Origin of the sequence: Clostridium mobile (assembly GCF_018918285.1) — a bacterium.
In the GTDB taxonomy this organism is placed as follows: Bacteria; Bacillota; Clostridia; order Clostridiales; family Clostridiaceae; genus Clostridium_AW; species Clostridium_AW mobile.
In genome coordinates, this window is the sequence record NZ_JAHLQF010000003.1 from 322,047 (window position 1) to 348,250 (window position 26,204).

A 26,204-nucleotide genomic window follows, 5' to 3' on the forward strand; every position below is an offset into this window, starting at 1 on the left:
AGTCGTTACAGCAGAAATTCTAAAAAGTTGTAAAGTGCTGATGAATATAGGGGTATAGCTCAATTGGTAGAGTAGCGGTCTCCAAAACCGTTGGTTCCGGGTTCAAGTCCTCGTGCCCCTGCCAAAACGAAAATCCAGTAGAATTAATAGTTCTGCTGGATTTTTTATTTTTAAACATTTTTATTAAGTAGCTTTGCCAATTGCGGCACTGGCTACTTTTTTATTTCTTTTATTAGTATGATTATCATTTTTAAAATGGTGAAAACAGGTGCAACTTTTAAGCAATGTTGCCCGTCTAATGTGTGAATTCAAAGACAATCCAGGTTGTTTGTATGAAAGGAGATAAAGAATGGAGAACGCTGACATCAGTGAAATAAGAGATATGGAAATTAATAGCAAAAAAACCTCAGAAGAGAATATAGTGAAAAGTGCTATAAAAGGCAATAAGGAAGATTTTGTATCTCTCATAGAAATATATAAAGAGTACCTTTATAAAACAGCTTACTTATACGTGAAAAATCAACATGACGCGTCAGATATATATCAGGAAACAATTTATAAAGCATTTATAAGCATTCATAAGCTAAAAAAGCCTGAATATTTTAAGACTTGGATAACGAAAATTTTAATCAATAACATTAATGACAAGTTTCGAAAAAGTAGTAAAGTGGTTCTTATGGATGATAATGAATATCTAACAAATTGCCATGACACTATAGATACAATATCCAGCATTGACCTATATAACGCCATAGATAATTTGGGTGGCAAACATAAAACTTCCAGATAACATAGATTTATTAACTGCAAATGCCATCAAAAAAGGCGAAGAATACAAGAATAATAAAGCTGTGCATAGAAGGATACTTGCTACAGCGGCATCAATTTGTTTAGTTTTTACTATTGGGATTACTTCATTATGCGTAGCTGCTGAAGCTTTTGAATTTGGGGGCAATGTATTTAAAGAAATAAAGGAACTTGTTGGATTACGAGGAGGTAGTCAAGGAACTGAACTTATAAACAAAACAACCACTAAAAACGGAGTTAGTTTAACATTACAAGATGTCATTTGTGATGAGTATGGGGTCTATGTATCTTTTATCGTAAAAAGCAAGAAACCATTTATCAATACTAATGACTCTCAATTATTATTAAATGATAACTATGCAAGAACCAGTTTCCACAAAGGTAATTTAGATACAGGAGGCATAGCAGGACTTGAAGGAAAATTTATAGATGAGAATACTTTTATAGGAGTAGAAACATATTTATTTACAGACCTAAAAACAAAAGTACCTGAAAATTTTACATTAAATATAAAGATTGGCGCAATCCCATTAAATAGCGTAGAAGACAACAGTATTATTCGTGGAAATTGGAAATTCTCTGTCCCTGTTGAATTAAACGGTGATGGAGTAAAGGTAATAACTCCTTCTATAAGAAACAATAATATTTCTATAAAAAAGGTAACATTAAGCAAGCTTAATACATTCATAGAAGTAGAACTGCCAATAAGTTTGAGAGAGGAAAGAGTTACGCTTATAACAGATAAGGGAGTTCTTATAGATACTATATCAACTACGACTGAGGAAAATAATGGTAAGATAATGGTAGGTCAAAGGTTCAAGGGAATTCCTGATGATACTGATAGTTTGATACTTAGCTTTGGAGATACGGAAAGTATAACAATAAATATTAGATAATAATATAAGTAATGTTATTAATGAGGCCAATATATTTAAGTTCTAACACAATTTAGCAAATATACTATAGAGAGTTTGAAGATTTATATATACATGATGTAAAAGAAATACTTAAAAGTGAATTTTGACAAACAAAAATCTCCTGGTATTAGAAAGAAGTACCAGGAGATTTTTTATTTGGATAAAAGAAGGCTATACTCAGTTAGTTGGAATATTTTTATATTACATATATATACAATAAAACATAAACGTGGTAAAATATATTTATAAATATTTTGTTGAAATTTGTAGAAAAATATTTAATTATATTAAATTAATGAAAGTAAGTTATGGAAAAAATTTAAAAAAGGAGCTGAAAATATGAATGTATTAAAAAAATTAAAAATCCGGACCAAATTATTGTTATCCTATTTTATTTTAGTAGTTACCATTATCTTTATAGGTGGTGTAGGAATTTCCAGTATAAGAAAAGTCAATAATAACTCCTATGACATGTATAATATTAATTTAAAGAGTGTAGATTATTTATATTCTCTTAATACTAACTTATTAAATTTACGTGGAGAACTTCAAGATTTAATATTTATGAATGATGGGGATAGTAAAAGTAAGGAAGAAAAAATAAGCAATATCGAAAAGTTAAAAGAAGAAAATACTAGACTAATAAACCAGTATGAAAAAGGCAATTTAATGGATTGGGAAAAAGAGAATTGGGGAAATTTTAAAGAAAAGTTAGAGCGATATAGAGATATAAGAGAGAATGCTATAGAGTTAGTAAAGAAAAATAAATACAGTGATGCTCAAAAAGGTTGGTCAGATATAATGGCACTTAGAGCTGATATGGCAAACGAATTAAATAAAATTATCCAGATGAACTTGGATCAGGCCCAAAAATCTGATGAAAATAATTCCTTAATATATAAAAATGTTACCATTATAATGTATTCATCAATTATATTTACTATTTTAGTAGCGATTATATTAGCGCTATTTATATCAAAATATATAGCTAATTCAATTAATAAAGGGCTAAATTTTGCAGAAGCTATTAGTAATGGAGATTTAACTTATGAAATTAATATTAGCTCTAAAGATGAATTTGGACAACTTTCTAATGCTTTAAATAATGCAAGAAATAGTATAAAGACATTAATCATGGAGATTACAGGTGAATCTCATAATATGTCCATGGCCAGTGAAGAATTGTATAATACAACTAAAAATATTAGTTTGAAAATGAACAGCATTAATGATTTTACCAAAGAAATTGTAAAGGATACACAAGAAGCTAGTGCTGTAACTGAAGAAATTTCTGCATCAGTAGAAGAGATAAATGCAGGAATAAATGATTTATCTAATAAAGCCGTAAATGGAAGTAACCAATCTTTAAATATTAAGAATAGAGCAGAAAGTATAAGGATAAAGGGGATATCATCGAAAGAATTAACGGATAAAATATATGATGTCAAATATGAAGACATAACAAAAGCTATAGAAGAAGGAAAAGTAGTAGAAGATATAAAAGTTATGGCAGATTCTATAGCGCAGATAGCAGAACAGACAAATTTATTAGCACTTAATGCAGCTATAGAAGCAGCAAGAGCTGGTGAAAAGGGAAAAGGGTTTGCAGTAGTAGCAGATGAAATTAGAAAGCTTGCAGAACAGTCCTCAAGTAATGTAAAAAGCATAAAAGATGTAATAGAAAAAGTACAAAATGCATTTAAGAATATATCAATAAATTCTCAAGACTTATTAGAATTTGTTGATAATAATGTTAAAGAAGGGTACCAGCTATTAGTTGATACTGGTAATAGTTATGAGCAGGATGCTAGATTTGTTAATGACATGTCAGAGGACATAGCGGCGATGACAGAAGAAATAAATTCAACAGTGGATGAAATAACGAAAGTAATACAAAATATAGCTTCCTCTGCACAATCTACATCTTCAAACTCTAGTGAAATAATGAATAATGTATCATCAACCACTCAGTCCATAGAACAAGTAGTTGAATCTGCTGAAAATCAAGCAGAATTATCTCAACGTTTAAATCAATTAGTAAATAAATTTAAATTATAATTAACAGGCGTTTCTTTAAGAAACGCCTTTATATATTTTGATACTTAATGTATAAAAACTAGTTATAGTAAAAAACTACTAATGGGTGAATTGATATGTTTTCTAAGTTAATGACTGTGTATAAATATATTAAGCTTAAAAAAATAAATAGTGAAACATGTAATAAATCTAATTATAGTTGTGAATCTATACCTAAATCTATAGCAGAAGTGAAGAAAAAATTAGTTGAAGATTTTAAAAATTGTAGTGATGTTATTTATAAAGAAGTAATATTGGGATCAGAAAAGAGAAGGGGATTAGTTTGTTATATAGCATTACTTGCTGATAGAAAAGTTATAGACAATGAACTAGTAAACTCTATTATGAGTAATGAAATTATACTTCCAAATAAAAGAGCCATTGAATATGTTATGAATTCTATTATTACGGAATGTGAAGTAGAAAAACTTTCTTCCTATGAAGATGCTATAGAAAAGATATTATCCGGCAATGGAGTTCTATTCATAGAAGGGGAAAAATCCGCTTTAAGTATAAATGCGCAATATAATTTTGGTAGAAGTGTAGAAGAACCGGATAATGAAACTGTAGTAAGAGGTCCTAAAGAGGGATTTATAGAAAGTATTGATGTAAATATAGCCCTTATAAGAAAGAAGATTAAAGATATAAACCTTAAAGTTGAAAAAATTAAACTTGGACAAAAAACAAAAACTGAAGTAGCTATATGCTATCTCAACGGGACTGTAAAAAAAGAAATAGTAGAAGAAGTAAAAAAAAGAGTTAATAAAATTAAGATAGATGCAATATTAGAATCGGGATATATAGAGCAATTCATAGAAGATAAGCCTTATTCAACTTTTTCTACAGTGGGAAACACTGAAAAACCAGATGTAGTCAGTGCAAAAATACTAGAAGGTAGGGTTGCTATACTTTGCGATGGAAGTCCTCACGTACTTACAGTACCCCATCTCTTTGTAGAAAACATACAAATAAGTGAAGATTATTACGGTAACACCATAATATCATCCTATTTAAGGATGATAAGAGTTATTTCTGTTTTCATTAGTATTCTTTTACCAGGAATTTATGTAGCTTTACAGACATTTCATCAAGAAATGATACCTACTGTTTTGTTAATTAGTATGACTTCAGCAAGAGAAGGAGTGCCTTTTCCAGCAGCAATAGAAGCTTTACTTATGAATTTTTTCTTTGAACTTTTAAGAGAGTCAGGGGTTAGGTTGCCTAGAGCGATAGGACCTGCAATTAGCATAGTTGGAGCGTTAATATTAGGAGAAGCTGGCGTTAATGCAGGTTTAATATCAGCACCTATGGTCATGGTTATAGCACTTACAGGATTAGCAGCATTTATAACTCCCAGTCTTACAGGACCTATTACTACAAATAGAGTTATATTTATTATTTTAGGAGGGACTTTAGGGATATATGGTATAAGTGCTGGGGTTTATATTATGCTTACCAATATGCTTTCTATAAAATCTTTTGGAGTGCCATATATGTATAGTTTTTCACCTTTTATAAACTTTAAAGATTCCATCCTTAGATTTCCTATGTTTAAAATGAAGAAAAGCTCTGAACATCTAGACAAATATAATTTAACTGCAGAAAAAGAAGAGGAGACAAAAAAGAATGAATAGGAAAAAGATAATTATAGTAGTATTAATTATTTCTACTATATTTTTAGCCTATGGATGTATAGGAAAGATGGAATTAAGTGAATATGGAATAGTCACTATGATTGGGCATGATATAAAAGATGAAAAAGTTAAACTTAACTTTGAAGTGATAGAACCATCTAATAAAAAAGATAAAAGCAACGGTAAGCCCTCAATATTTACACAGGTAGAGGGTAGAACAGTTTTTGAAGCCATAAGAAATACAACATTAATATTTGATAGAAAGTTATACTTCTCTCATTCAAAAATACTTATGTTTAGCGAGGAAATGGCCAGGGATGGGATATTAAAATATTTAGACTTTTGGAATAGAGACTATGAAGTAAACTTAGGGGGTTACATATTAGTAGTAAAAGCTGATAAATCTGAAAATCTATTCGTAGAACCTAAGGGAGTAGAAAGACTACTATCAAATCACATTGAATATTTAATAAAGAATTCTAAATACAATGGGAAATCAACAGTTGTAAAGCTTAGGGACTTAGTTAAACAATATTATAGCGAAGGATCACAAGTTTATGTTACAGGAGTGATAAGTGCAGGAAGTAATAATGTGAAAAATAGCAGTAAGAATTATAATAGTTTAAATATAGAGGGATTAGCAATTTTTATAAAAGATAAATTAGCTGGATATTTAGACGGAATTGAAACTATGGGATATAACTTTATAAAAAACAATATAAAAAGTGGTGCAATAGTTTCCCCTTCAGAGGAAGAGTATAAATTCTATACGGTGAAAATTATAGATTCCAACGCTAAGAATTCTGTGTTCATTGAAGATGATAGCTTAAGAATTAATGTGGATGTAGAAGTATCAGGTATGATGAATGAAATTATGACCGGTGAGAATTTAAGAGAAGTCAACACTATGGAAAAGATTGAAAAATTAACTGAAGATAGTATAAAGAAGATTATTGAAAAGACTATTAAAAGGTCTCAAGAAGATTTCAAAACAGATATATTTGACTTTTATAAATATGCATATAGATATAATTATTCTGATTGGGTGAAAGTAAAAGATAGATGGAATGAATTGTATGCTAATGGGGATGTTAAGGTAAACGTTAAAGTTAAATTAGAAAAGGAAGCTTTGCTAGACGATAGTTTTATGAGAAGGGAGACAAGATAATGTTAGATTCCTATGATAAACTATCCTCCTATCAGATGATAATGATTTTAGTATTATCTAAATTAGTTGATGCATACACTTATTTATTTATAATATTAAGCTATCCAGGGAATCAAGATATATGGATAATGGTAATATTATCTTTTATTTACATATTAATTATTTATATTCCTATTATGTTTCTTTCCAATAGATATAAGGGATTATCTCTTATCGATATTGGAGAAGTGCTTACCGGAAAAATAGGAGGAAAAATATTATCTTTAATGCTAAGCTTACTTTTTCTTTATAATTCTATTATTAGTTTAGCTTTAATAGGATATTTTTTGGGTAATTCAACCTTGCCAGATACCCCTTTTTTTATTGTCACTGGAGTTGCTATAATTTGCTGTAGTTACTCAGCATATAAGGGTTTATCAATTCACGGTAGATTATCTGAAATAATTGCACCAATAACTTTGTTGTCGGTAATAGTTTTTACATTATTAAACTTAGGAAATATGGATTTTAAAGAATTGTTACCTATACTAAAAACCTCAACCTTTAAGGGTATGAATTATGGTGCTTTAAGTACAGCTTCTATTTTTTATCAAGGAATTTTATTGAGTCTATGTGTACCACAACTAAAAAAGGTTGAGGATATAAATAAGATATTTATATATTCAATTGCTATAATTACAGTGTTTTATGTAATTATAATAACTACAACCTTTGCTGTATTTGGCGTTAGGCAAGCACAGCATCAATCTCTTCCATATTTAGCTACAGTACAGCAAATATCCTTGTTGAATTTTATAGAGAGAATAGAAGTTATAGCAGTGTTTAATTGGCTTATGGGAGTGTTCATTAATTTTTCTTTAAATGTATATTTTCTTTCTAAAAGTATATGTTATGGTCTGAATTTTAAAAATGAAAAAGTACTTATAATTCCTTCTTTAGTATTAATATTTATTATAAATAATTTTACACCTTTAAAAAAATCTTTATATGTTATAAAAATATTGTCCTATGAGATAAGATTTCCCATATACATTATTTTCATATTGGTAATTCCTTTAATGCTATTAATAATGTATTTTATAAGAGGAAAAAACAAAGAAGTTAAGAGTGAATGAACACTTCTGTTTAATTGAATTTTTCTTGAAATATAACTGTATAAGTGATAAAATAAAACTAAGTAAATATGTATAGGCGGAGTTTAAGAGAGCCAAATTTAAGGTTTAATACCTTATATTTGTGCTCTTTTTTATTTTTTAGGAGGTAAGAATATGTATGATGTGGTAATTATTGGAGCTGGAATAACAGGATGTTCAATAGCAAGAGAATTATCTAAATATAAACTAAAGATTTGTGTTCTAGAAAAGTGTAATGATGTATGTATGGGTACTACTAAAGCAAATAGTGCTATAATTCATGCTGGTGAAGATCCTATACCTGGAACACTAAAAGCAAAACTTAATGTCAAAGGAAACTCCATGTACACAAAACTTTCAGAGGAGCTTGATTTTAGTTTTAAAAGAAATGGTTCCTTAGTACTTTGTTTTAACGAGAAAGATATGGATAAGCTAATAGAGTTAAGAGACAGAGGAATTGAAAATGGTGTTCCAAATATGAGTATATTAAACAGAGAAGAGGCTTTAGAGATAGAACCTAATTTATCGGAATCAGTGGTAGCGGCACTATATCTACCTACTGGAGGTATAGTTTGCCCTTTTGAAGCTACAATAGCTTTTGCAGAAAATGCCTATATAAATGGAGTAGAATTCAAACTTAATACAAAGGTTAATAATATAATAGAAATAGAGAATGGTTATAAATTAATAACCGATAATGGGGATATAAGTGGAGCAATTGTAGTAAATGCAGCAGGAGTTTTTGCTGACGATTTAAATAATATGGTAAGTGAAAAGAAAATTAAAATTACTCCAAGAAAGGGAGAATACTGTTTATTTGACAAAGCTACAGGAGATTTAATATCTAAAACCTTATTTCAGTTACCAACAGAACTAGGAAAAGGTGTATTAGTTACACCAACAGTACATGGAAATCTATTAATAGGACCTGATGCTGAAAATATAGAGGATAAAGAAGATTTAAATACAAAAAAAGAAGCATTAGACTATGTTTTAGATAAAGGCAAACTAAGTATAAAGGAAATACCTTTAAGTGGAATAATAACTTCATTCACAGGACTAAGAGCAAAGGGAGATACAGGAGATTTTATAATAGGTGAGGTAGAAGACGCTCCTAATTTTATTAATGTAGCCTCTATAGAATCACCAGGATTGTCTAGTGCTCCGGCTATAGCTGAAATGGTAGGAGAAATAATTAAGGATAAGTTGTCGCCAGAAAAAAATGAAAATTTTAATCCTATAAGAAAGGGAATAATAAAATTTGAAGGTTTAAGTAATAAAGAAAGAAATAATCTTATTAAAAATAATCCTTCCTATGGTAAAATTATATGTAGATGTGAAACAGTAACAGAAGCTGAAATAATTGATGCCATAAGAAGACCACTAGGTGCAAGAGATTTAGATGGCGTTAAGAGAAGAACGAGAGCAGGTATGGGTAGATGCCAAGCTGGTTTTTGTACTTCTAGAATAGTAGATATACTATGTAAAGAATTAGGTGAAGATAAAGGTAAAATAACAAAGTTTGGAAATAAGTCTAATCTATTAATCGGTGGAAAAAATAAGGATGATATTTATTAGTGGAGGGATTAATTATGATTGAATATGATATAGTTATCATTGGCGGGGGACCAGCAGGACTTGCTGCAGCGATTTCAGCAAAACAAGAAGGTGTTGATAATATCATTATATTGGAGAGAGAAAACACATTAGGGGGAATATTAAATCAATGTATTCACAATGGATTTGGACTTCATAAATTTAAAGAAGAGTTAACTGGACCTGAATATGCTCAAAGATATGTTGATGAAATCATGGATATGGGAATTTCTTATAAATTAAATACTATGGTTATTGACTTATCAAAAGATAAAATCGTAACTGCGGTAAATGGTGAAGATGGCGTCATTGAAATAAAAGCAAAATCTATAATTCTTGCTATGGGATGTAGAGAAAGACCAAGAGGAGCACTGAATATTCCAGGTAGTAGGTGTGCTGGTATATTTACGGCAGGAACCGCTCAAAAGTTTGTAAATATTGAAGGATATATGCCTGGTAAAGAAGTAGTAATATTAGGCTCAGGTGATATTGGACTTATAATGGCAAGAAGAATGACTTTAGAAGGAGCAGAAGTTAAAGCGGTTATAGAATTAATGCCATACTCAGGAGGATTAAAAAGAAATATTGTTCAATGTTTAGATGATTTTGATATACCTTTAAAATTAAGTCATACAGTTATTGATATAAAAGGTAGAGATAGATTAGAAGGGGTAACTATAGCCAAAGTAGACGATAACAGAAAACCTATAATTGGAACAGAGGAATATATACCTTGTGATACTTTGCTTCTATCTGTTGGGCTTATACCGGAAAATGAGCTTTCAAGAAAAGGGGAAGTGAAGTTATGCAAGGTAACAAACGGTCCGTCAGTAAATGAAAGTTTAGAAACTAATATAGAAGGAATATTTGCCTGTGGTAATGTACTGCATGTTCATGACTTAGTAGATAATGTTAGTATGGAAAGTCATATGGCAGGAAAGAATGCTGCGAAATACATCAAGGGAGAAAAATTTAAGAATAAAGAGAATGCTATAAAACTTATAGCTACAGAAGGGGTAAGATATACTGTCCCAAATTATATAAATAAAAATAATATAGATAAATTTATTCAAGTAAGATTTAGAGTGGATAATGTGTATAAAGGAAAATATATATCTGTATATTTTGATGAAGAAAAAGAAATAAAGATTAAAAAAAGAATTTTAACTCCAGGAGAAATGGAGGAGTTTAGAATCACAAAAGCTATGCTCCAAAAATATCCTGAATGTAAACAGATCACTTTTAAAGTGGAGGAGGAATAATTATATGGAAGTTAGAAATATAACCTGCATAGGATGTCCTATAGGCTGCCCTTTAAAAGTAGAAATAGAAAATAGTGAAGTGATAAAAGTTACAGGGAATAGCTGTAATATAGGCATTGAATATGCAAAAAAAGAGTGTACTAATCCTACAAGAATAGTTACTAGTTCTGTATTTATAGAGAATGGAGAAATAGATGTGCTACCGGTGAAAACTGAAAGTGACATCCCTAAAAGTAAAATAGAAGAATGTATAAAAGCTCTTAAAGGTATTAAAGTTAAAGCGCCTATAAAAATAGGTGATATTATAGTACAAAATGCTGCATCTACAGGTGTAAATATTGTGGCTACAAGAAATGTTAAAGAAAAGATTGCTTAAATGAGTAGGGAGTGTTTAGAAAAGTTTTTTCAAACACTCCCTGCATATTTTCATTTTTCCGCCATTAGCAGATAAGAGCTGATCATTATTTACTTCCTTTCCGCATATGTTGCAACTACATTCACTCTTATTAACACTTGTCTTTACCTTAGCAGTCATTCCTTTTTTATTGCTAGGAGGAGAGTATTCAATGGGCTTATCTTCAATTTCCTTATTAAGTATTTCATAATTAATATAATAAGTACTTTCGCCAAAAAGTTCTAATTCGAACCTAGGATTCTCTTTATCATAATACTCCTCTATTATTATCCTTCTAATTTGAGCATCATTTACAATAAGGCCACTTTTTTCTATGCCATCAAATATACTTTTAGTAATATTATTAGTGTCAGGATGTCTCTTTTGACTTTTATAATATACTTTAAGTATTGCAATTAAAGATTCGCTTAGTACGGTATTAGGGTTTTGAAGTCTTGTTTGGTATGCAATTTCTTCTTCGTATAGTGCGTATCTATCATGATATTTTCCAGAATTATAGGGAAGTATGGCTCTTCCATTTAAGTTGAATAGTTTAAAGTTTGATTTAGATATTGGAGAACCCATTACAATTACCTTTGCGTAATTTTTCATTATTTATCACCCTATTATATGTTATCATCTATTGGGGAATGCTTTCAATAGAACGTTGATAATAAAAAACTATTAAAGTATAATTGGTTATATTAAATTAACAATATAAGTAGTTAATAAAAGGAGTTAATAATATGAATAAGGATATAAAAATACTTGCTATAGAGAGCAGTTGCGATGAAACTTCAGCTGCTGTAGTGGTTAATGGAAGAGAAGTGCTTTCCAATATAATTTCTTCTCAAATAGATATACATAAAAAGTTTGGTGGGGTAGTACCTGAAGTAGCTTCAAGAAAGCATATAGAGGTAATTGGAGCTGTAGTTAAAGAGGCTCTAGATGAAGCATCAACATCTTTACAGGATATTGATGCTATTGGAGTAACTTATGGACCAGGATTAGTGGGGGCTTTATTGGTAGGTCTTCAATATGCTAAGGGACTTTCTTACGCCTTAAATAAGCCTCTAGTTGGAGTAAACCACATAGAAGGGCATGTAAGCGCAAATTTTATACAGCATAAAGACCTAGAACCTCCTTTTGTATGTCTTATAGTATCAGGAGGGCATACAAATATTGTTTACATGAAGGATTATGGTGAATTTGAAGTCTTAGGTCAAACTAGAGATGATGCAGCAGGAGAAGCCTATGATAAGATAGCTAGAGCCTTAGGACTTGGATATCCTGGAGGACCTAAGATAGATAAGTTAGCTAAGGAAGGTAATCCAGAGGCTATAAAATTCCCAAGAGCAAATTTTCATGATAATTCATCTTTAGATTTTTCATTTAGCGGGTTAAAGTCTGCAGTATTAAACTATTTAAACGGTAAGGCTATGAAAAATGAAGAAATAAATAAAGCAGATGTGGCTGCATCTTTCCAAAAGGCAGTTGTAGATTTCCTCGTAGATAATTCAATAAGAGCTTGTAAAACGAAGAAGGTAGATAAAATCGCTATAGCTGGAGGAGTTGCAGCAAATTCATGCCTTAGAGATACTTTAGTTAAAGAAGGAGATAAAAATGGAATAAAAGTTTTATTTCCAGAATTGATACTTTGTACAGATAATGCAGCTATGATAGGAAGTGCAGCATATTTTGAACTAATTAAAGGCAGAACTGCTTCTTTAGATTTAAATGCTATTCCGAATTTAAAGCTTGGACAAAGATAAAAATATGAACGTAAATAAAATAGCTGAATATAATAATTATGGTAGTATTTTAAAAGAAGGTAAATTTATTGAGTATTTATGTAGTAAAACCTGGAGACAGTGTTTGGTCTATTTCTAGGAGATTTGGGGTAACCCCTGAAAGTATTTTAGATGCTAATGGAATTGGAGAAGATACTGTTTTGGTTGTAGGTCAATCCTTGGTTATACCCTCAACGGAAACGGCATATAGGGTTAATCCCGGGGATACTCTATGGAGCATTGCTAGAAAATTTGGCGTATCCGTAGAGAGTATAGTTCAGCTAAATAATATTTCAGATCCATCATCAATTTACCCAGGACAAATAATAAGAATTCCTGATAAATCAAAAAATTATGGTCACATTGAAGTCAATGCGTTTATTCAACCAAGTACACCAGAAAGAGAAAGAGGTATTTTAACTCCATTGTTACCTTACTTAACTTATGTAAGCCCTTTTAGTTACAATGTAAATGCTGATGGTACATTGAATCCGATAAGAGATGAAACAATAATAGAAGTTGCTAGAGGAGGAGACGTTGCTCCACTATTATCTGTGACTAATATAGCGGGAGCAAATTTTGATACTGAATTAATAAGAAATATATTAAATAGCGATCAATTACAGCAGACTTTGATAAACAATATATTAAGTACCATACAAAGCAAAGGCTATTATGGTGTAATAGTAGATTTTGAAAGAATTCCTCCAGAAGATAGGGAAAAGTATAATAACTTTTTGAGAAAGCTTGTAGCTGCACTGCATCCAAATTATATTGTTGCAACAGCATTAGCACCGAAGACTTATGATGCCTTAACTGGATCATGGCATGGAGCTCATGACTATAGAGCTCATGGTGAAATTGTGGATTTTGTAATTATTATGACCTATGAATGGGGTTGGTCCGGTGGTCCTCCTTTAGCTGTAGCGCCAATAAACGAAGTAAGAAAGGTAATTAATTATGCAGTATCAGTAATTCCTCCTAATAAGATAATGATGGGAATGCCTTTATATGGGTACGATTGGACATTACCTTATACTCCAGGAGGAGAATTTGCTGAAAGTATAGGCAATCAAGAAGCTATTGAAAGAGCGGCTAGATATGGAGCTACAATCCAATATGATGAAGAAGCCCAATCACCTCATTACACCTATATAGATGCACAAGGCAGAGAACATGTAGTATGGTTTGAAGATGCTAGAAGTGTAGAGGCGAAATATAAACTAGTTAGTGAATATGGACTAAGGGGAGTAAGTTATTGGGTACTAGCAAGACCTTTTCCACAGAATTGGCAAGTGTTAGATGATATGTTTTTTATTGATAAAGTAGTTTGATGACATTGTAAAATATAAAAGAGCTAAGTATGTGGTGAAATAGCGACTTTTTTGGAGTGGCGTCACTGCGTACTTAGCTCTCTGTTTGGTACAATAAATCATATCTGTAGAAACTTAGAACTGTGAAAATAATTTGGTCTATTCTAAGACTTTGAAAAATATTTATCTTAAATTATAGTTTTTAATGCGTGACAATTTTTTTATGTGGTATAGTAATAATATATTAACTTCCTTTATGGAATTGGAGGGATACATATGAGTAAATTTATTGGAATTATAGGTTGTGGCAATATGGCACAGGCTATAGCGGAAGGAATAGTGAAGTCAAATATTGTTGAATCTAAAAATATTATAGTAAGCGATATGGACGAAGAAAAGCTAAATTACATGAAGAAAAAACATGGAATAAATGTTACTAAGGATAACGGAGAAGTTGCTTTAAATTCAGATATAATTATATTAGCTGTGAAGCCTAATGTTTATGGAGTAGTTATAGAAGGAATAAAAGATAAGGTTAAGGATAATGTGGTAGTTGTATCTATAGCAGCGGGGATAACAATAGAGTTTATTGAGAAAAAGTTTGGAAAAAATATAAAGATAGTAAGAACTATGCCAAATACTCCTGCACTAGTTGGAGAGGGAATGACAGCATTATGTCACAACGATTTTTGTAGTGAAGAAGATACAACATATGTAATTAATATATTTAAAAGCTTTGGAAAGGTTGAAGTTATAAGTGAAAAACTTATGGATGTAGTTCCAGCTATAAGTGGGTCATCTCCAGCTTATGTATATATGTTTATAGAAGCTTTAGCTGATGGAGGAGTGCTAGGCGGCCTTCCTAGAGATAAGGCTTATAAAATGGCAGCACAAGCTGTTTTAGGAGCAGCGAAAATGGTATTAGAAACAGGAGAGCATCCAGGAGCATTAAAAGATAAAGTATGCTCACCAGGGGGAACTACAATAGAAGCAGTATATTCTTTAGAGAAAAATAACTTTAGAGGTTCAGTAATCAAAGCAATGAAAAAGTGTACGGAAAAGACTATTAAAATGTCTGAAAATAGCTAAGAATATTTTAGTAGATATACTTTTATGGATTAATATTGAAAATAGTCCAGTTATAAGATAGAATGATACTAACAATAATTACTTATTGTGAGGTAAGCAATGAAAAAGATATTGGTTGTAAACGACTCTAAATTCGAAAGTTACATATTAAAGGATTTACTAATCCAATTAGGATACGACGTGGAGATTACTAATGAGTATTCTGCTATTTATGAAATTAATAAGTATTCTCCTGATATTGTTATAGCTAATTTAATTATGAAAGAGACCTCAGGAGATCTATTAATAAAGAAAATTAAGGACATGAAAAAAGATACCAAATGTCTTTTATCTTCATGTAACAATTTAAATATTGAGGATTTTAGATATAATAAAGTAGATGGCATCATTAAAACTCCTGTGAAACTAGATGATTTAAATATAATATTAAAGAGCTTTTTTACAGTAAATGATAGAGTGGATTTTTTATTTTGCCCTTTCTGCGGAGGTAAGATAGGGGAGCAATTATATGCATTTTGCCCTTACTGTGGAAATAAGCTGAAAAATGAAAAAGTAGGAATTAATATTTAAAATTTTTAAATAAAAGTTTTTTAGAATTAAAAAAGGCTTTGGGTGTACTTCCAAAGCCTTTTATTATTAGAATTTTAATTATGAAAAGCTATTACTTAACTATCTGTTATTAATTATTCACTATCAATTTATTACTTTACTCTATAAAGTTCTCCCATTGGCTATACAAGTTTTCTAGTTCTTTTTCTATTTTTAGAATTTCTTTATTCACTTCTTCACTTTTAATTGGATCAGAATATATTTCTTCTAGGCATAGATCATTTTGAAGTTCTACTAAATAACTTTCTTTATTAGATATTTCTTCTTCTATATTCTTTAATTTTTGTTTAATTTCTTTTTCGGCTTTTTCGGCCTCTCTCTTTTTACGTTTCTCCTGTTGTATTTGAGTTTTTGTTTTTCCCTCACTCTCTTCTTCGTAATTATATCTTAAGGGATTTTTCTTCTTCTCAACATAGTAACTATAGTTACCTAGGTATTCTTTGGCTTCATTTTCTTTAAGTTCATATATTCTATTGATTACTTTATTTAAAAAATATCTATCATGAGAGATTACCATGACAGTACCATTATATTCTATTATGGCATCTTCTAAAGCTTCACGAGACATAATATCTAAGTGATTTGTAGGCTCGTCTAGTAGCAATAGATTTGATTCTGAAAGCATAAGTTTTAAAAGATTAATTCTACACTTTTCACCGCCGCTTAATGTAGAGATTTTTTTAAAAACTTCTTCTCCTCTGAATAAAAAAGCTGCTAGGGCAGATCTTATCTCTGTAGTAGTCATATTAGGGAACACATCCCAAACCTCATCTAATATTGTTTTTTCTGGGTTTAAATCTGATTGTTCTTGGTCGTAATACCCTATAAAAACATTTCGGCCTAAAACAATCGTCCCACTATCTTTAGATTCTTTTTCCATTATGATTTTTAATAGAGTAGTTTTACCTCTTCCGTTTTCTCCTATAAGTGCTACTTTTTCGCCTCTCTTAACATCCATATGAATATTATTAAATAAATTATTTTCTCCAAAACTTTTGCTAAGGTTCTCCATATATAAAACATCATTTCCACTAGTGATCTGAGCGGTAAAATTTATTTTGGCACTAGTTGGATCTTTATCAGGAGCATCTATTCTTACTACTTTATCTAGAGATTTTTGGCGGCTTTCCGCGGCTCTAATACTTTTTTCTCTATTAAAGGATCTATATCTTTCAATTATCTCTTCTTGTCTTTTAATTTCAGCTTGTTGTAGATTATAAGCTTTTAGTTTATCTTCAAAATCCTTTTTCTTAAATTCTATAAATTTTGTATAATTGCCATCATAAGAAATTATTTTTCCATTTAATAATTCCATAGTTCTGTTAGTTACTGAATCTAAGAAGTATCTATCGTGAGATATAATGATTATGGAACCCTTATAGGATTTAAGATATTCTTCTAACCATTCTATAGCATCTAAATCCAGATGATTTGTAGGCTCATCTAACAATAATATTTCTGGATTGAGTAGTAGTAATTTACATAATGCTACTCTAGTTTTTTGTCCACCACTAAGTATTTTTATTTCCTTATCATAATCATCCTCACTAAAACCAAGTCCTTTTAGCACACGAGAAATTTCCCCTTTGTATGCATATCCGTTTTTATTACTATATAATTCTGTTGTAGCAGTATATTCATTAATAATTTTATTATGATAATCAGCCTTTTTAGCATCATAAGGTTCATTCATTTTTATTTCTAACTCTCTTAATTTTTCCTCCAATGAAATTAATTCACTAAATACAGAAAGCATTTCAGAATAAATAGTGCTATTTGAATCTAAGGTAAGGTGTTGAGATAAATAACCTACTTTTTTAGACTTATCTATAAAAAGCTCTCCGCCATCATAGTCAATAATTCCAGATATAATTTTTAGTAGTGTTGATTTTCCAGCACCATTAGGACCTATAAGACCTATTTTGTCTCCTTCGTTCACTCCTAAGGTAACCTTTTCTAGTATTGTATCTATACCATAACTCTTGTTTAAATCTTTACAACTCAAAATAATCATTTTATTCACCTCTTATCCTTACTATTGTACTATGTTATATATAAAATTTGTAGTTTTAATGTATTTATTATATAATAATAATGCATTTATTGTATAATAATATTGAATAAACATATATAACTGTTATGACAGATTAAAAGAAATGTTGTAGTAGAATTGTCAATATTGTGATAAAATAAACTTGATATTAAAATTAATTCGTAAGAGGTGTGATAATGGACAAAAATAAGAACATATCAATGGCTGTTATAAAGAGATTACCCAAATATCATAGATATTTGTCTGATCTACTAAAGAATGATGTAGACAGAATTTCCTCTAAAGAATTAAGCAGAAAAATTGGATTTACAGCTTCTCAAATAAGACAGGATTTAAATTGCTTTGGCGATTTTGGGCAACAGGGATACGGGTATAACGTAAGAGAGCTATATAATCAAATTAGTGGAATATTAGGACTTGACAGAGAATATAGTATGGTAGTGCTAGGAGCAGGGAACATAGGGCAGGCTGTTGCTAACTACACTTACTTTGAGAAACTAGGATTTGAACTAAAAGCCATTTTTGATATAAATCCAAAGCTTGTAGGTATCAAAATCAGAGACATTGAGATAAAGGATATTGATACACTAGAGGAATATTTAAAAAATAATGAAATTGATCTTGGAGTAATTTGTGTACCAAGTAGAAGTGCTCAAAGAGTATGTGATATTTTAACAAAGAATGATGTTAAAAGCATATGGAATTTTGCACCAGTAGATTTACAGGTTCCAGAGGGAACACATACAGAAAATGTACACTTAAGTGATAGTTTATTGACATTAAGTTATTTAATGAATCATGAAGAATAGCCTGATAAGAAGAATTCAATTGTCAAAAACATATCAATAAAAGCTCTCATGATATAAAGCTTTATATCATGAGAGCTTTTATATTTAAACTTTAACTAAGTATTAACAATCTATGAAATTATTACATTTATGTTAAATATAAATCTAAATTAAACTTTTATATTGAAAAAAAAACTATTAAAGTATATAATATATACGAGCGAGATTATTATATTTTTTTAAAATAATTTGTTATATAATTAACAAATTGGTCGAAGAAAATAAGGGGGGACAAACCTACTATGGAATTTAATAATGTTTTATTAGAAAAAGACGGTAATATAGCGGTTGTTACCATTAATAGACCTAATGCATTAAATGCTTTGAATTCAGAAACTTTAAAAGAGTTAGATATTATAATTGATAACTTAGCAGATGATGAAGAAGTATTAGCAGTAATACTTACAGGAGCTGGTAAGGCTTTTGTTGCTGGAGCAGATATAACTGAAATGAAAGACTTAAATACTGTTCAAGGAAGAAGATTTGGATTACTTGGAAATAAAGTGTTTAGAAAACTTGAAACTTTAGAAAAACCTGTTATTGCAGCAGTAAATGGTTTTGCTTTAGGTGGAGGATGTGAAATATCAATGGCATGTGATATAAGAATAGCATCTCAAAAAGCAAAATTTGGACAACCAGAAGTAGGACTTGGAATTACTCCAGGCTTTGGAGGAACTCAAAGATTACCAAGATTAGTAGGAGCATCAATGGCTAAACAATTGATTTTTACAGGGGAAATTATTGGTGCTGAAGAAGCTTTAAGAGTTGGATTAGTAAATAAAATTGTTGAACCAGAAAAACTTATGGATGAAGCAAAAGAAATGGCAAAGAAAATTGCTGGAAACGCGCCTATTGCTGTGAGACTTTGTAAAGCAGCTATAAATAGAGGAATACAGTGTGATATAGATACAGGTATAGCTTATGAGGCAGAAGTATTTGGTGAATGCTTCTCAACTGAAGACCAAAAAGAAGGTATGACAGCATTTGTTGAAAAAAGAGATAAGTGCTTTAAAAATAGATAGGAGGTAAAAGTAATGAATTTTGCATTAACTAGAGAACAAGAATTTGTAAAACAAATGGTTAGAGAATTTGCTGAAAATGAAGTAAAACCAATTGCAGCAGAAGTAGATGAAACAGAAAGATTCCCTATTGAAAATGTTGAAAAGATGGGTAAGTTAGGAATAATGGGAATTCCATTCCCTAAAGAATATGGCGGAGCAGGTGGAGACGTATTAGCATACGCATTGACAGTAGAAGAATTATCAAAAGTATGCGGTACTACAGGAGTTATAGTTTCAGCTCATACTTCCTTATGTGCTTCAGTAATATACGAAAATGGAACAGAAGCTCAGAAACAAAAATACTTACCAGATCTTTGTGCAGGTAAGAAAATTGGAGCATTTGGTTTAACTGAGCCAAACGCTGGTACTGATGCTGCAGGGCAACAAAGTGTTGCAGTTGATATGGGAGATCACTATTTATTAAATGGAACTAAAATATTCATAACAAATGGTGGATATGCAGATGTATTCATAGTATTTGCTATGACAGATAGATCTAAAGGAGTAAAAGGAATCACTGGATTCATACTTGAAAAAGGAATGCCTGGATTCTCCATAGGTAAAGTTGAAGAAAAATTAGGTATTAGAGGATCTTCAACAACTGAACTTATATTTGAAGATGTAAAAGTTCCAAAGGAAAACCTAATTGGAAAAGAAGGAAGAGGATTTGGAATAGCAATGAAAACTCTTGACGGAGGAAGAATTGGAATAGCAGCTCAGGCATTAGGAATAGCTGAAGGTGCTTTTGAAGAAGCTGTAAACTACATGAAAGAAAGAAAACAATTCGGAAAAGAATTATATAAATTCCAAGGATTATCATGGATGATGGCAGATATGGAAGTAGCTATAGAATCCGCAAGACTTTTAGTTTACAAAGCTGCTTGGAAAAAACAAAATGGAATTCCATATTCAGTAGATGCTGCTAGAGCAAAATTACATGCAGCTAATGTTGCTATGGATGTAACAACTAAGGCTGTTCAGATGTTTGGTGGATATGGATATACTAAGGATTATCCAGTAGAAAGAATGATGAGAGATGCTAAGATAACTGAAATATACGAAGGAACTTCACAGGTTCAAAAATTAGTTATATCAGGAAATATCTTTAAATAATAGGAGGGTTCGAGTAAATGAATATAATTGTTTGTTTAAAACAAGTTCCAGACACAACTGAAGTTAAAATAGATCCAGTTACAGGAACTCTTATAAGAGAAGGTGTTCCATCAATAATAAACCCAGATGATAAAAACGCTTTAGAAGAAGCTTTAAGATTAAAAGAAGAAAATGGTGCAAAAGTAACTATAGTATCAATGGGACCAGCACAAGCTGAAGTTGCATTAAGAGAAGCTTTAGCAATGGGTGCTGATGAAGCTATATTAATATCAGACAGAGCATTTGCAGGTGCGGATACACTAGCTACATCAAGAGTTCTTGCAGCAGCAGTTAATAAATTGGAATACGATATAGTATTTGCTGGAAGACAAGCTATCGATGGAGATACAGCACAAGTTGGACCAGAAATAGCTGAGCATTTAAATTTACCACAGATAACTTATGTAGAAAAAGTTGAAGTGGATGGAAAAGAATTAAAAGTTAGAAAAGCTTGGGAAGATGGATATGAAAATATCAGAGTTGAAATGCCAGTACTTCTAACAGCTATAAAAGAATTAAATGAGCCAAGATATATGAGCGTAGGTAATATATTTGGAGCTTTCGATAAAGAAATAAAAGTTTGGAATGCAGATTTCCTAGGAGTAGATAAATCCCTTCTTGGACTTGCTGGTTCACCAACAAAAGTTAAGAAATCAACTACTAAGGAAGCAAAAGGTAAGGGAGAAATTGTTAACTTACCTGCTAAAGAAGCGGCAGCACTTGCAGTTGCAAAATTAAAAGAAAAACACTATATCTAGTAGGAGGGATTTGAAGATGAATATAGCAGATTACAAAGGTGTTTGGGTATTTGCTGAACAAAGAGATGGACACTTACAAAAAGTTTCTTTGGAATTAGTTGGAAAAGGAAGAGAAATTGCAGATAAATTAGGAGTAGAATTAACAGCTCTACTTCTTGGAAATGATATGGATGAAGCTTGTAAAGAATTAGTAGCATATGGTGCTGATAGAGTTATATATGCTAAACATCCACTATTAAAACATTATACAACAGATGCGTATACTAAGGTAATTTGTGAAATAGTAAATGAGAGAAAACCTGAAATAATACTAGTTGGAGCTAGCTACATTGGAAGAGATTTAGGGCCAAGAGTTGCTGGAAGATTAGAAACAGGACTTACAGCTGACTGTACAGGACTTGACGTTGAAGAAGGAGCAAACCATTTATTAATGACAAGACCTGCATTTGGTGGAAACTTAATGGCTACAATTATATGTACTGAACATAGACCACAGATGTCAACAGTAAGACCAGGAGTTTTTGAAAGATTACCTAAGGATGCTGGAAGAAAAGGCGAAATTGAAACAGTATCAGTTAACTTAGAGCAATCAGATATAAGAACAAAGGTAGAAGACGTTGTAAAAATAGCTAAAAATGTTATGGATATCGGAGAAGCTGAAATCCTAATATCTGGTGGTAGAGGAGTAGGCTCAAAAGAAGGATTCGATACATTAAAAGAACTAGCTGACCTTATGGGTGGAAGTATTGCAGGATCAAGAGCAGCTATAGATAATGCTTGGATAGATAAAGCATATCAAGTAGGTCAAACTGGAAAAACTGTTAGACCTAGAGTATACATAGCTGTTGGAATTTCAGGTGCAATTCAGCACTTAGCTGGTATGCAAGATTCAGATTTCATAATAGCTATAAATAAAGATGATTCAGCTCCATTAATGAAGGTTGCAGACCTTGCACTAGTTGGAGACTATAAGAAAATAGTTCCTGAATTAATAGCTGAATTAAAGGCTAAAATAAATAATTAGTAAAAGATGATACATGTTTGTATTTAAATACAAACATGTATCCTTTATAATAATATTATTACATAAATCAGGAGGGATAGTTTATGAAAAAAGTATGTGTTTTAGGTGCGGGAACTATGGGAGCAGGAATTGCTCAGGCTTTTGCAGTAAAAGGATACGAAGTAATATTAAGAGACATAAAAGATGAGTTTGTTGAAAAAGGTTTAAACGGAATTAATAAAAGCTTATCTAGATTAGTAGCTAAAGAAAAAATGACTCAAGAAGATATGGATGCCATTTTATCAAGAATAACAGGAACAGTTGATTTAAATATGGCAGAAGATTGCGATTTAGTAATTGAAGCTGCTATAGAGAATATGGCAATAAAAAGAGAAATATTTGGTGACCTAGATAGAATATGTAAACCAGAAACTATATTAGCATCAAACACTTCTTCACTTTCAATAACTGAAATAGCTACAGCGACTAAAAGACCAGATAAAGTTATAGGAATGCACTTCTTTAACCCAGCTCCAGTGATGAAACTGGTAGAAATCATAAGAGGTATGGCTACATCACAAGAAACTTATGATGCAGTTAAAGAAGTTTCAGTAGCAATTGGAAAGGATCCAGTTGAAGTTGCAGAAGCTCCAGGATTTGTTGTAAATAGAATATTAATTCCAATGATAAATGAAGCTGTTGGAATTTATGCAGAAGGAATAGCTTCACCAGAAGACATTGATAAAGCTATGATGCTTGGTGCTAACCACCCAATGGGACCTTTAGCATTAGGTGATCTTATAGGATTAGATGTATGTCTTGCTATAATGGATGTATTATATAGCGAAACTGGTGATTCAAAATATAGAGCTCACTCATTATTAAGAAAATATGTAAGAGCTGGTTGGTTAGGAAGAAAAACTGGAAGAGGATTCCATAACTACGCTAAATAGTTATGATAAAAAGCCATTGGATATCCAATGGCTTTTTAGGTATATAATTATTTATAATACCTTTTATAGGTGGTGATTGACTTGTCTTGTACTGGGGATTTATTAGAAAAAAATTTATTTGATATAGATATGAGCAATTCCATTTATACTGCCAGGTATACTTTTAAAGATATAATTGGGAAAAGTAATGCTATAAAAAAACTTATTAAACGAGGTAAAGAAATTGCAAATAGTCCATCAACTATATTAATACAAGGGGAGAGCGGCACTGGAAAAGAAGTATTAGCGCAAGCTATTCATAATTATAGTCATAGAAAGAATTATCCATTTATCGCCGTAAATTGTGGTGCTATTCCTAGTAATTTAATAGAGAGTGAGTTGTTTGGATATGAAGAAGGCGCTTTCACAGGAGGCAAAAGGGGTGGGCATGTAGGAAAATTTCAAGTGGCTAATGGCGGTACTATATTCTTAGATGAAATAGGTGATATGCCTTTAGATATGCAAGTTGGGCTACTTAGAGTATTACAAGAAGGTTATATAACTAGAATAGGAAGCAATGTGCCTACAGCTATAAGCGTTAGAGTAATAGCAGCTACAAATAAGGATTTAAAAGAAGAGGTATCTAAAAATAGATTTAGAGAAGATTTATACTATAGATTAAATGTTATACCTATGCGTATACCAACTCTTAGAGAAAGAAGAGAGGATATAAAAATTCTTATAAAACATTTTATCAAGATTAAAGCTAATAAATTAGATAAACCTATTCCTAAGATAGAAGAAAAAATGTATTACGATATTATTAATTATGAGTGGCCGGGGAATATAAGAGAGCTAGAGAATTATATAGAGAACATAGTTAATTTTAATGGAGAAAGCACTATAGAACTTAAAGTAGAAAATAATCAATATCATTATGATATTGAAAAAAATATAGTTAAAGAAGATGAAATGTATGTATGCTCCTTAGAGCAATTGGAGATAAAAGCAATATTGGCATGCAAGCATAAATATGGAAAAAATGTATCAAAAATATCAAGAAAATTAGGGATAAGTAGAAATACACTATATAATAAAATGAAAAAGTATAGTATAAGCTTAGAATGATGTATGTGAAAAAAATTTAACAAAGTTTATTAAAGAAATAGGACTTTTCAACAAATTTGAAGTGCTGAAAAATTTAACAGTGTTAAATTTTTTCACATATTAATATAAATAACTGCTCAAAAAGACAACAGTAAATTTAGGTATAAATCGAAAAAATCTGAAAGTATTGAATATAAGTCCTTTCAGTTGTGGCATGGAATTTGCTATATATAATAATGTTAAAAAAATATCAAAGTAGATACTTTAATATATAGGAGGAAGAAAAATGTATAGATTTACAATTCCAAGAGATATTTATTATGGAAGGGACTCATTGGAAGTATTAAAGAGTATTAAAGGTAAAAAGGCTGTCATAGTAGTAGGTGGCGGTTCAATGAAAAGATTTGGATTTTTAGATAAAGTAGAAGCTTACTTAAAAGAAGCTAAAATAGAAACCAAATTAATAGAGGGGGTTGAACCAGATCCATCCGTTGAAACAGTTATGAAGGGCGCACAAATCATGACAGAATTTCAGCCTGATTGGATCGTATCAATAGGTGGAGGATCTCCCATTGATGCAGCTAAAGCTATGTGGTTGTTTTATGAACATCCAGAATTAACTTTCAAAGAAGCTGCTGAAAAAGTATTAAGTTTACCAGAGCTTAGAAATAAAGCTAAATTTATAGCTATTCCATCAACTAGTGGTACAGCAACAGAAGTTACAGCATTTTCTGTAATAACAGATTATAAAGCAGAAATAAAGTATCCTTTAGCAGACTTTAATTTAACTCCTGATATTGCAATTGTTGATCCTGAGCTAGCAGAGACTATGCCTCCTAAACTTACTGCTCATACAGGAATGGATGCATTGACTCATGCAGTAGAAGCTTATGTAGCAGGATTAAGATCAAACTTTACAGATCCTCTTGCAATACACGCAATTGCAATGGTAAAAGATTATATTCTAAAATCATATGAAGGCGATAAGGAAGCAAGAGAAAGAATGCATGAGGCGCAGTGTCTAGCGGGAATGGCTTTCTCAAATGCTCTACTTGGAATTACTCATAGTATGGCTCATAAAATAGGAGCGGTTTTCCACATACCTCATGGATGTGCAAATGCTATTTTCTCTCCATATGTTATAGATTTTAATAAGAAAGTATGTAAAGATAGATATGCAACTATTGCTAGATACTTAGGATTAAGTGGAAATAATGATGATGAATTGGTGGATTCATTAACTGATATGATAAGGGAATTAAATAAGGCTATGGATATTCCTTTAACTTTAAAGGAATACGGTATAAAGGAAGAAGAGTTTAAACAGAAAGTTAAATTTATGTCTCATAATGCGGTATTAGATGCTTGTACTTCTTCTAACCCAAGAAAAATCTCAGAAGAAGAGATGGAAAACATGTATACTTATGCCTACAATGGCAAAAAAATAGACTTTTAAAACTAATGTGAACCTAAATAAAAACTCTCTTAATTAAATTTATTAA

23 protein-coding genes and 1 tRNA gene are annotated in these 26,204 nt (G+C 30.9%); 22 read left to right on the plus strand and 2 right to left on the minus strand.

The features are described from left to right. The first annotated feature begins 48 nt into the window (after positions 1-48). From KQI86_RS13255 to KQI86_RS13300, 10 genes are all read left to right on the plus strand, one after another. Positions 49-124 (plus strand) — tRNA-Trp (locus KQI86_RS13255). A gap of 225 nt (positions 125-349) precedes the next feature. Further along, positions 350-790, plus strand: a complete 441-nt coding sequence (locus tag KQI86_RS13260) for a sigma-70 family RNA polymerase sigma factor (RefSeq protein WP_216439859.1) — start codon at positions 350-352, stop codon at positions 788-790. After that, positions 765-1,703: a DUF4179 domain-containing protein gene (locus tag KQI86_RS13265; protein ID WP_216439860.1), complete on the plus strand. Its 939-nt coding sequence runs from the start codon at positions 765-767 to the stop codon at positions 1,701-1,703. The genes KQI86_RS13260 and KQI86_RS13265 overlap by 26 nt, the downstream gene beginning before the upstream one ends. 360 nt (positions 1,704-2,063) lie before the next feature. Further along, positions 2,064-3,782 (plus strand): methyl-accepting chemotaxis protein, encoded by a 1,719-nt coding sequence (locus KQI86_RS13270; protein ID WP_216439861.1) that lies wholly within the window; start codon positions 2,064-2,066, stop codon positions 3,780-3,782. A gap of 95 nt (positions 3,783-3,877) precedes the next feature. Further along, positions 3,878-5,434, plus strand: a complete 1,557-nt coding sequence (locus KQI86_RS13275; protein WP_216439862.1) for a spore germination protein — start codon at positions 3,878-3,880, stop codon at positions 5,432-5,434. Beyond that, positions 5,427-6,602 carry a Ger(x)C family spore germination protein gene (locus KQI86_RS13280; protein WP_216439863.1) on the plus strand — a complete coding sequence of 392 codons (1,176 nt, stop codon included), beginning with the start codon at positions 5,427-5,429 and terminating at the stop codon, positions 6,600-6,602. Before KQI86_RS13275 ends, KQI86_RS13280 begins: the two co-directional genes overlap by 8 nt. Beyond that, entirely contained in the window at positions 6,602-7,717 is a 1,116-nt protein-coding gene (locus tag KQI86_RS13285; RefSeq protein WP_216439864.1) for a GerAB/ArcD/ProY family transporter, read from the plus strand. The genes KQI86_RS13280 and KQI86_RS13285 overlap by 1 nt, the downstream gene beginning before the upstream one ends. Before the next feature lie 153 nt (positions 7,718-7,870). Further along, the gene (locus KQI86_RS13290) at positions 7,871-9,313 is read left to right on the plus strand and encodes an NAD(P)/FAD-dependent oxidoreductase (protein ID WP_216439865.1); all 1,443 of its coding nucleotides are present in this window, start codon (positions 7,871-7,873) and stop codon (positions 9,311-9,313) included. Positions 9,314-9,327: 14 nt separating this feature from the next. Further along, positions 9,328-10,593 carry an NAD(P)/FAD-dependent oxidoreductase gene (locus tag KQI86_RS13295; RefSeq protein WP_216439866.1) on the plus strand — a complete coding sequence of 422 codons (1,266 nt, stop codon included), beginning with the start codon at positions 9,328-9,330 and terminating at the stop codon, positions 10,591-10,593. A 4-nt stretch (positions 10,594-10,597) separates the two neighbouring features. After that, positions 10,598-10,969, plus strand: a complete 372-nt coding sequence (locus tag KQI86_RS13300) for a DUF1667 domain-containing protein (RefSeq protein WP_216439867.1) — start codon at positions 10,598-10,600, stop codon at positions 10,967-10,969. Between the two features lie 15 nt (positions 10,970-10,984). Here KQI86_RS13300 and KQI86_RS13305 read toward each other — a convergent pair whose 3' ends face one another. Then, positions 10,985-11,599, minus strand: coding sequence for a RusA family crossover junction endodeoxyribonuclease (locus KQI86_RS13305; RefSeq protein ID WP_216439868.1), 615 nt, complete (start codon positions 11,597-11,599; stop codon positions 10,985-10,987). 134 nt (positions 11,600-11,733) lie between these two features. Between KQI86_RS13305 and tsaD the strand changes: the two genes are divergently transcribed. The 4 genes from tsaD to KQI86_RS13325 all read left to right on the plus strand — a co-directional run bounded on the left by tsaD (position 11,734) and on the right by KQI86_RS13325 (position 15,749). Next, positions 11,734-12,759: a tRNA (adenosine(37)-N6)-threonylcarbamoyltransferase complex transferase subunit TsaD gene (gene tsaD, locus KQI86_RS13310; RefSeq protein WP_216439869.1), complete on the plus strand. Its 1,026-nt coding sequence runs from the start codon at positions 11,734-11,736 to the stop codon at positions 12,757-12,759. A gap of 68 nt (positions 12,760-12,827) precedes the next feature. After that, positions 12,828-14,111 (plus strand): glycoside hydrolase family 18 protein, encoded by a 1,284-nt coding sequence (locus tag KQI86_RS13315; protein ID WP_216439870.1) that lies wholly within the window; start codon positions 12,828-12,830, stop codon positions 14,109-14,111. A 255-nt stretch (positions 14,112-14,366) separates the two neighbouring features. After that, positions 14,367-15,179: a pyrroline-5-carboxylate reductase gene (gene proC, locus KQI86_RS13320; protein WP_216439871.1), complete on the plus strand. Its 813-nt coding sequence runs from the start codon at positions 14,367-14,369 to the stop codon at positions 15,177-15,179. A 99-nt stretch (positions 15,180-15,278) separates the two neighbouring features. Beyond that, a complete protein-coding gene (locus tag KQI86_RS13325) occupies positions 15,279-15,749 on the plus strand; it encodes a response regulator (protein ID WP_216439872.1) in 471 nt (156 codons plus the stop codon). Between the two features lie 136 nt (positions 15,750-15,885). On the opposite strand, the gene abc-f is transcribed toward KQI86_RS13325, so the two are convergent. Next, the gene (gene abc-f, locus KQI86_RS13330) at positions 15,886-17,802 is read right to left on the minus strand and encodes a ribosomal protection-like ABC-F family protein (protein ID WP_216439873.1); all 1,917 of its coding nucleotides are present in this window, start codon (positions 17,800-17,802) and stop codon (positions 15,886-15,888) included. 215 nt (positions 17,803-18,017) lie between these two features. On the opposite strand from abc-f, the gene KQI86_RS13335 reads away from it, so the two are divergent. From KQI86_RS13335 to KQI86_RS13370, 8 genes are all read left to right on the plus strand, one after another. Continuing rightward, entirely contained in the window at positions 18,018-18,650 is a 633-nt protein-coding gene (locus tag KQI86_RS13335) for a redox-sensing transcriptional repressor Rex (RefSeq protein WP_216439874.1), read from the plus strand. A gap of 281 nt (positions 18,651-18,931) precedes the next feature. After that, positions 18,932-19,711, plus strand: coding sequence for a short-chain-enoyl-CoA hydratase (locus KQI86_RS13340; RefSeq protein ID WP_216439875.1), 780 nt, complete (start codon positions 18,932-18,934; stop codon positions 19,709-19,711). A 12-nt stretch (positions 19,712-19,723) separates the two neighbouring features. Beyond that, positions 19,724-20,863, plus strand: coding sequence for an acyl-CoA dehydrogenase (locus KQI86_RS13345; protein ID WP_216439876.1), 1,140 nt, complete (start codon positions 19,724-19,726; stop codon positions 20,861-20,863). Between the two features lie 17 nt (positions 20,864-20,880). Next, positions 20,881-21,660, plus strand: a complete 780-nt coding sequence (locus KQI86_RS13350) for an electron transfer flavoprotein subunit beta/FixA family protein (protein ID WP_216439877.1) — start codon at positions 20,881-20,883, stop codon at positions 21,658-21,660. Between the two features lie 16 nt (positions 21,661-21,676). Then, positions 21,677-22,684 (plus strand): electron transfer flavoprotein subunit alpha/FixB family protein, encoded by a 1,008-nt coding sequence (locus KQI86_RS13355; RefSeq protein WP_216439878.1) that lies wholly within the window; start codon positions 21,677-21,679, stop codon positions 22,682-22,684. Positions 22,685-22,767: 83 nt separating this feature from the next. Beyond that, positions 22,768-23,616, plus strand: coding sequence for a 3-hydroxybutyryl-CoA dehydrogenase (locus tag KQI86_RS13360; RefSeq protein ID WP_216439879.1), 849 nt, complete (start codon positions 22,768-22,770; stop codon positions 23,614-23,616). A gap of 81 nt (positions 23,617-23,697) precedes the next feature. Beyond that, positions 23,698-24,723, plus strand: a complete 1,026-nt coding sequence (locus KQI86_RS13365; protein WP_246582809.1) for a sigma-54 interaction domain-containing protein — start codon at positions 23,698-23,700, stop codon at positions 24,721-24,723. 265 nt (positions 24,724-24,988) lie between these two features. Continuing rightward, positions 24,989-26,158 carry an iron-containing alcohol dehydrogenase gene (locus tag KQI86_RS13370; protein ID WP_216439880.1) on the plus strand — a complete coding sequence of 390 codons (1,170 nt, stop codon included), beginning with the start codon at positions 24,989-24,991 and terminating at the stop codon, positions 26,156-26,158. Positions 26,159-26,204: the final 46 nt, after the last annotated feature.

Excerpts from the sequence above, each read along its gene's own strand:
- KQI86_RS13350 (WP_216439877.1), top strand. The coding sequence starts at position 20,881 with ATGAATATAATTGTTTGTTTAAAACAAGTTCCAGACACAACTGAAGTT.
- KQI86_RS13280 (WP_216439863.1), top strand. The coding sequence starts at position 5,427 with ATGAATAGGAAAAAGATAATTATAGTAGTATTAATTATTTCTACTATA.
- KQI86_RS13305 (WP_216439868.1), bottom strand. The coding sequence starts at position 11,599 with ATGAAAAATTACGCAAAGGTAATTGTAATGGGTTCTCCAATATCTAAA.
- KQI86_RS13325 (WP_216439872.1), top strand. The coding sequence starts at position 15,279 with ATGAAAAAGATATTGGTTGTAAACGACTCTAAATTCGAAAGTTACATA.
- abc-f (WP_216439873.1), bottom strand. The coding sequence starts at position 17,802 with ATGATTATTTTGAGTTGTAAAGATTTAAACAAGAGTTATGGTATAGAT.
- KQI86_RS13275 (WP_216439862.1), top strand. The coding sequence starts at position 3,878 with ATGTTTTCTAAGTTAATGACTGTGTATAAATATATTAAGCTTAAAAAA.
- KQI86_RS13340 (WP_216439875.1), top strand. The coding sequence starts at position 18,932 with ATGGAATTTAATAATGTTTTATTAGAAAAAGACGGTAATATAGCGGTT.
- KQI86_RS13345 (WP_216439876.1), top strand. The coding sequence starts at position 19,724 with ATGAATTTTGCATTAACTAGAGAACAAGAATTTGTAAAACAAATGGTT.
- proC (WP_216439871.1), top strand. The coding sequence starts at position 14,367 with ATGAGTAAATTTATTGGAATTATAGGTTGTGGCAATATGGCACAGGCT.
- KQI86_RS13335 (WP_216439874.1), top strand. The coding sequence starts at position 18,018 with ATGGACAAAAATAAGAACATATCAATGGCTGTTATAAAGAGATTACCC.
- tsaD (WP_216439869.1), top strand. The coding sequence starts at position 11,734 with ATGAATAAGGATATAAAAATACTTGCTATAGAGAGCAGTTGCGATGAA.
- KQI86_RS13290 (WP_216439865.1), top strand. The coding sequence starts at position 7,871 with ATGTATGATGTGGTAATTATTGGAGCTGGAATAACAGGATGTTCAATA.
- KQI86_RS13260 (WP_216439859.1), top strand. The coding sequence starts at position 350 with ATGGAGAACGCTGACATCAGTGAAATAAGAGATATGGAAATTAATAGC.
- KQI86_RS13370 (WP_216439880.1), top strand. The coding sequence starts at position 24,989 with ATGTATAGATTTACAATTCCAAGAGATATTTATTATGGAAGGGACTCA.
- KQI86_RS13360 (WP_216439879.1), top strand. The coding sequence starts at position 22,768 with ATGAAAAAAGTATGTGTTTTAGGTGCGGGAACTATGGGAGCAGGAATT.
- KQI86_RS13355 (WP_216439878.1), top strand. The coding sequence starts at position 21,677 with ATGAATATAGCAGATTACAAAGGTGTTTGGGTATTTGCTGAACAAAGA.
- KQI86_RS13295 (WP_216439866.1), top strand. The coding sequence starts at position 9,328 with ATGATTGAATATGATATAGTTATCATTGGCGGGGGACCAGCAGGACTT.
- KQI86_RS13270 (WP_216439861.1), top strand. The coding sequence starts at position 2,064 with ATGAATGTATTAAAAAAATTAAAAATCCGGACCAAATTATTGTTATCC.
- KQI86_RS13285 (WP_216439864.1), top strand. The coding sequence starts at position 6,602 with ATGTTAGATTCCTATGATAAACTATCCTCCTATCAGATGATAATGATT.
- KQI86_RS13300 (WP_216439867.1), top strand. The coding sequence starts at position 10,598 with ATGGAAGTTAGAAATATAACCTGCATAGGATGTCCTATAGGCTGCCCT.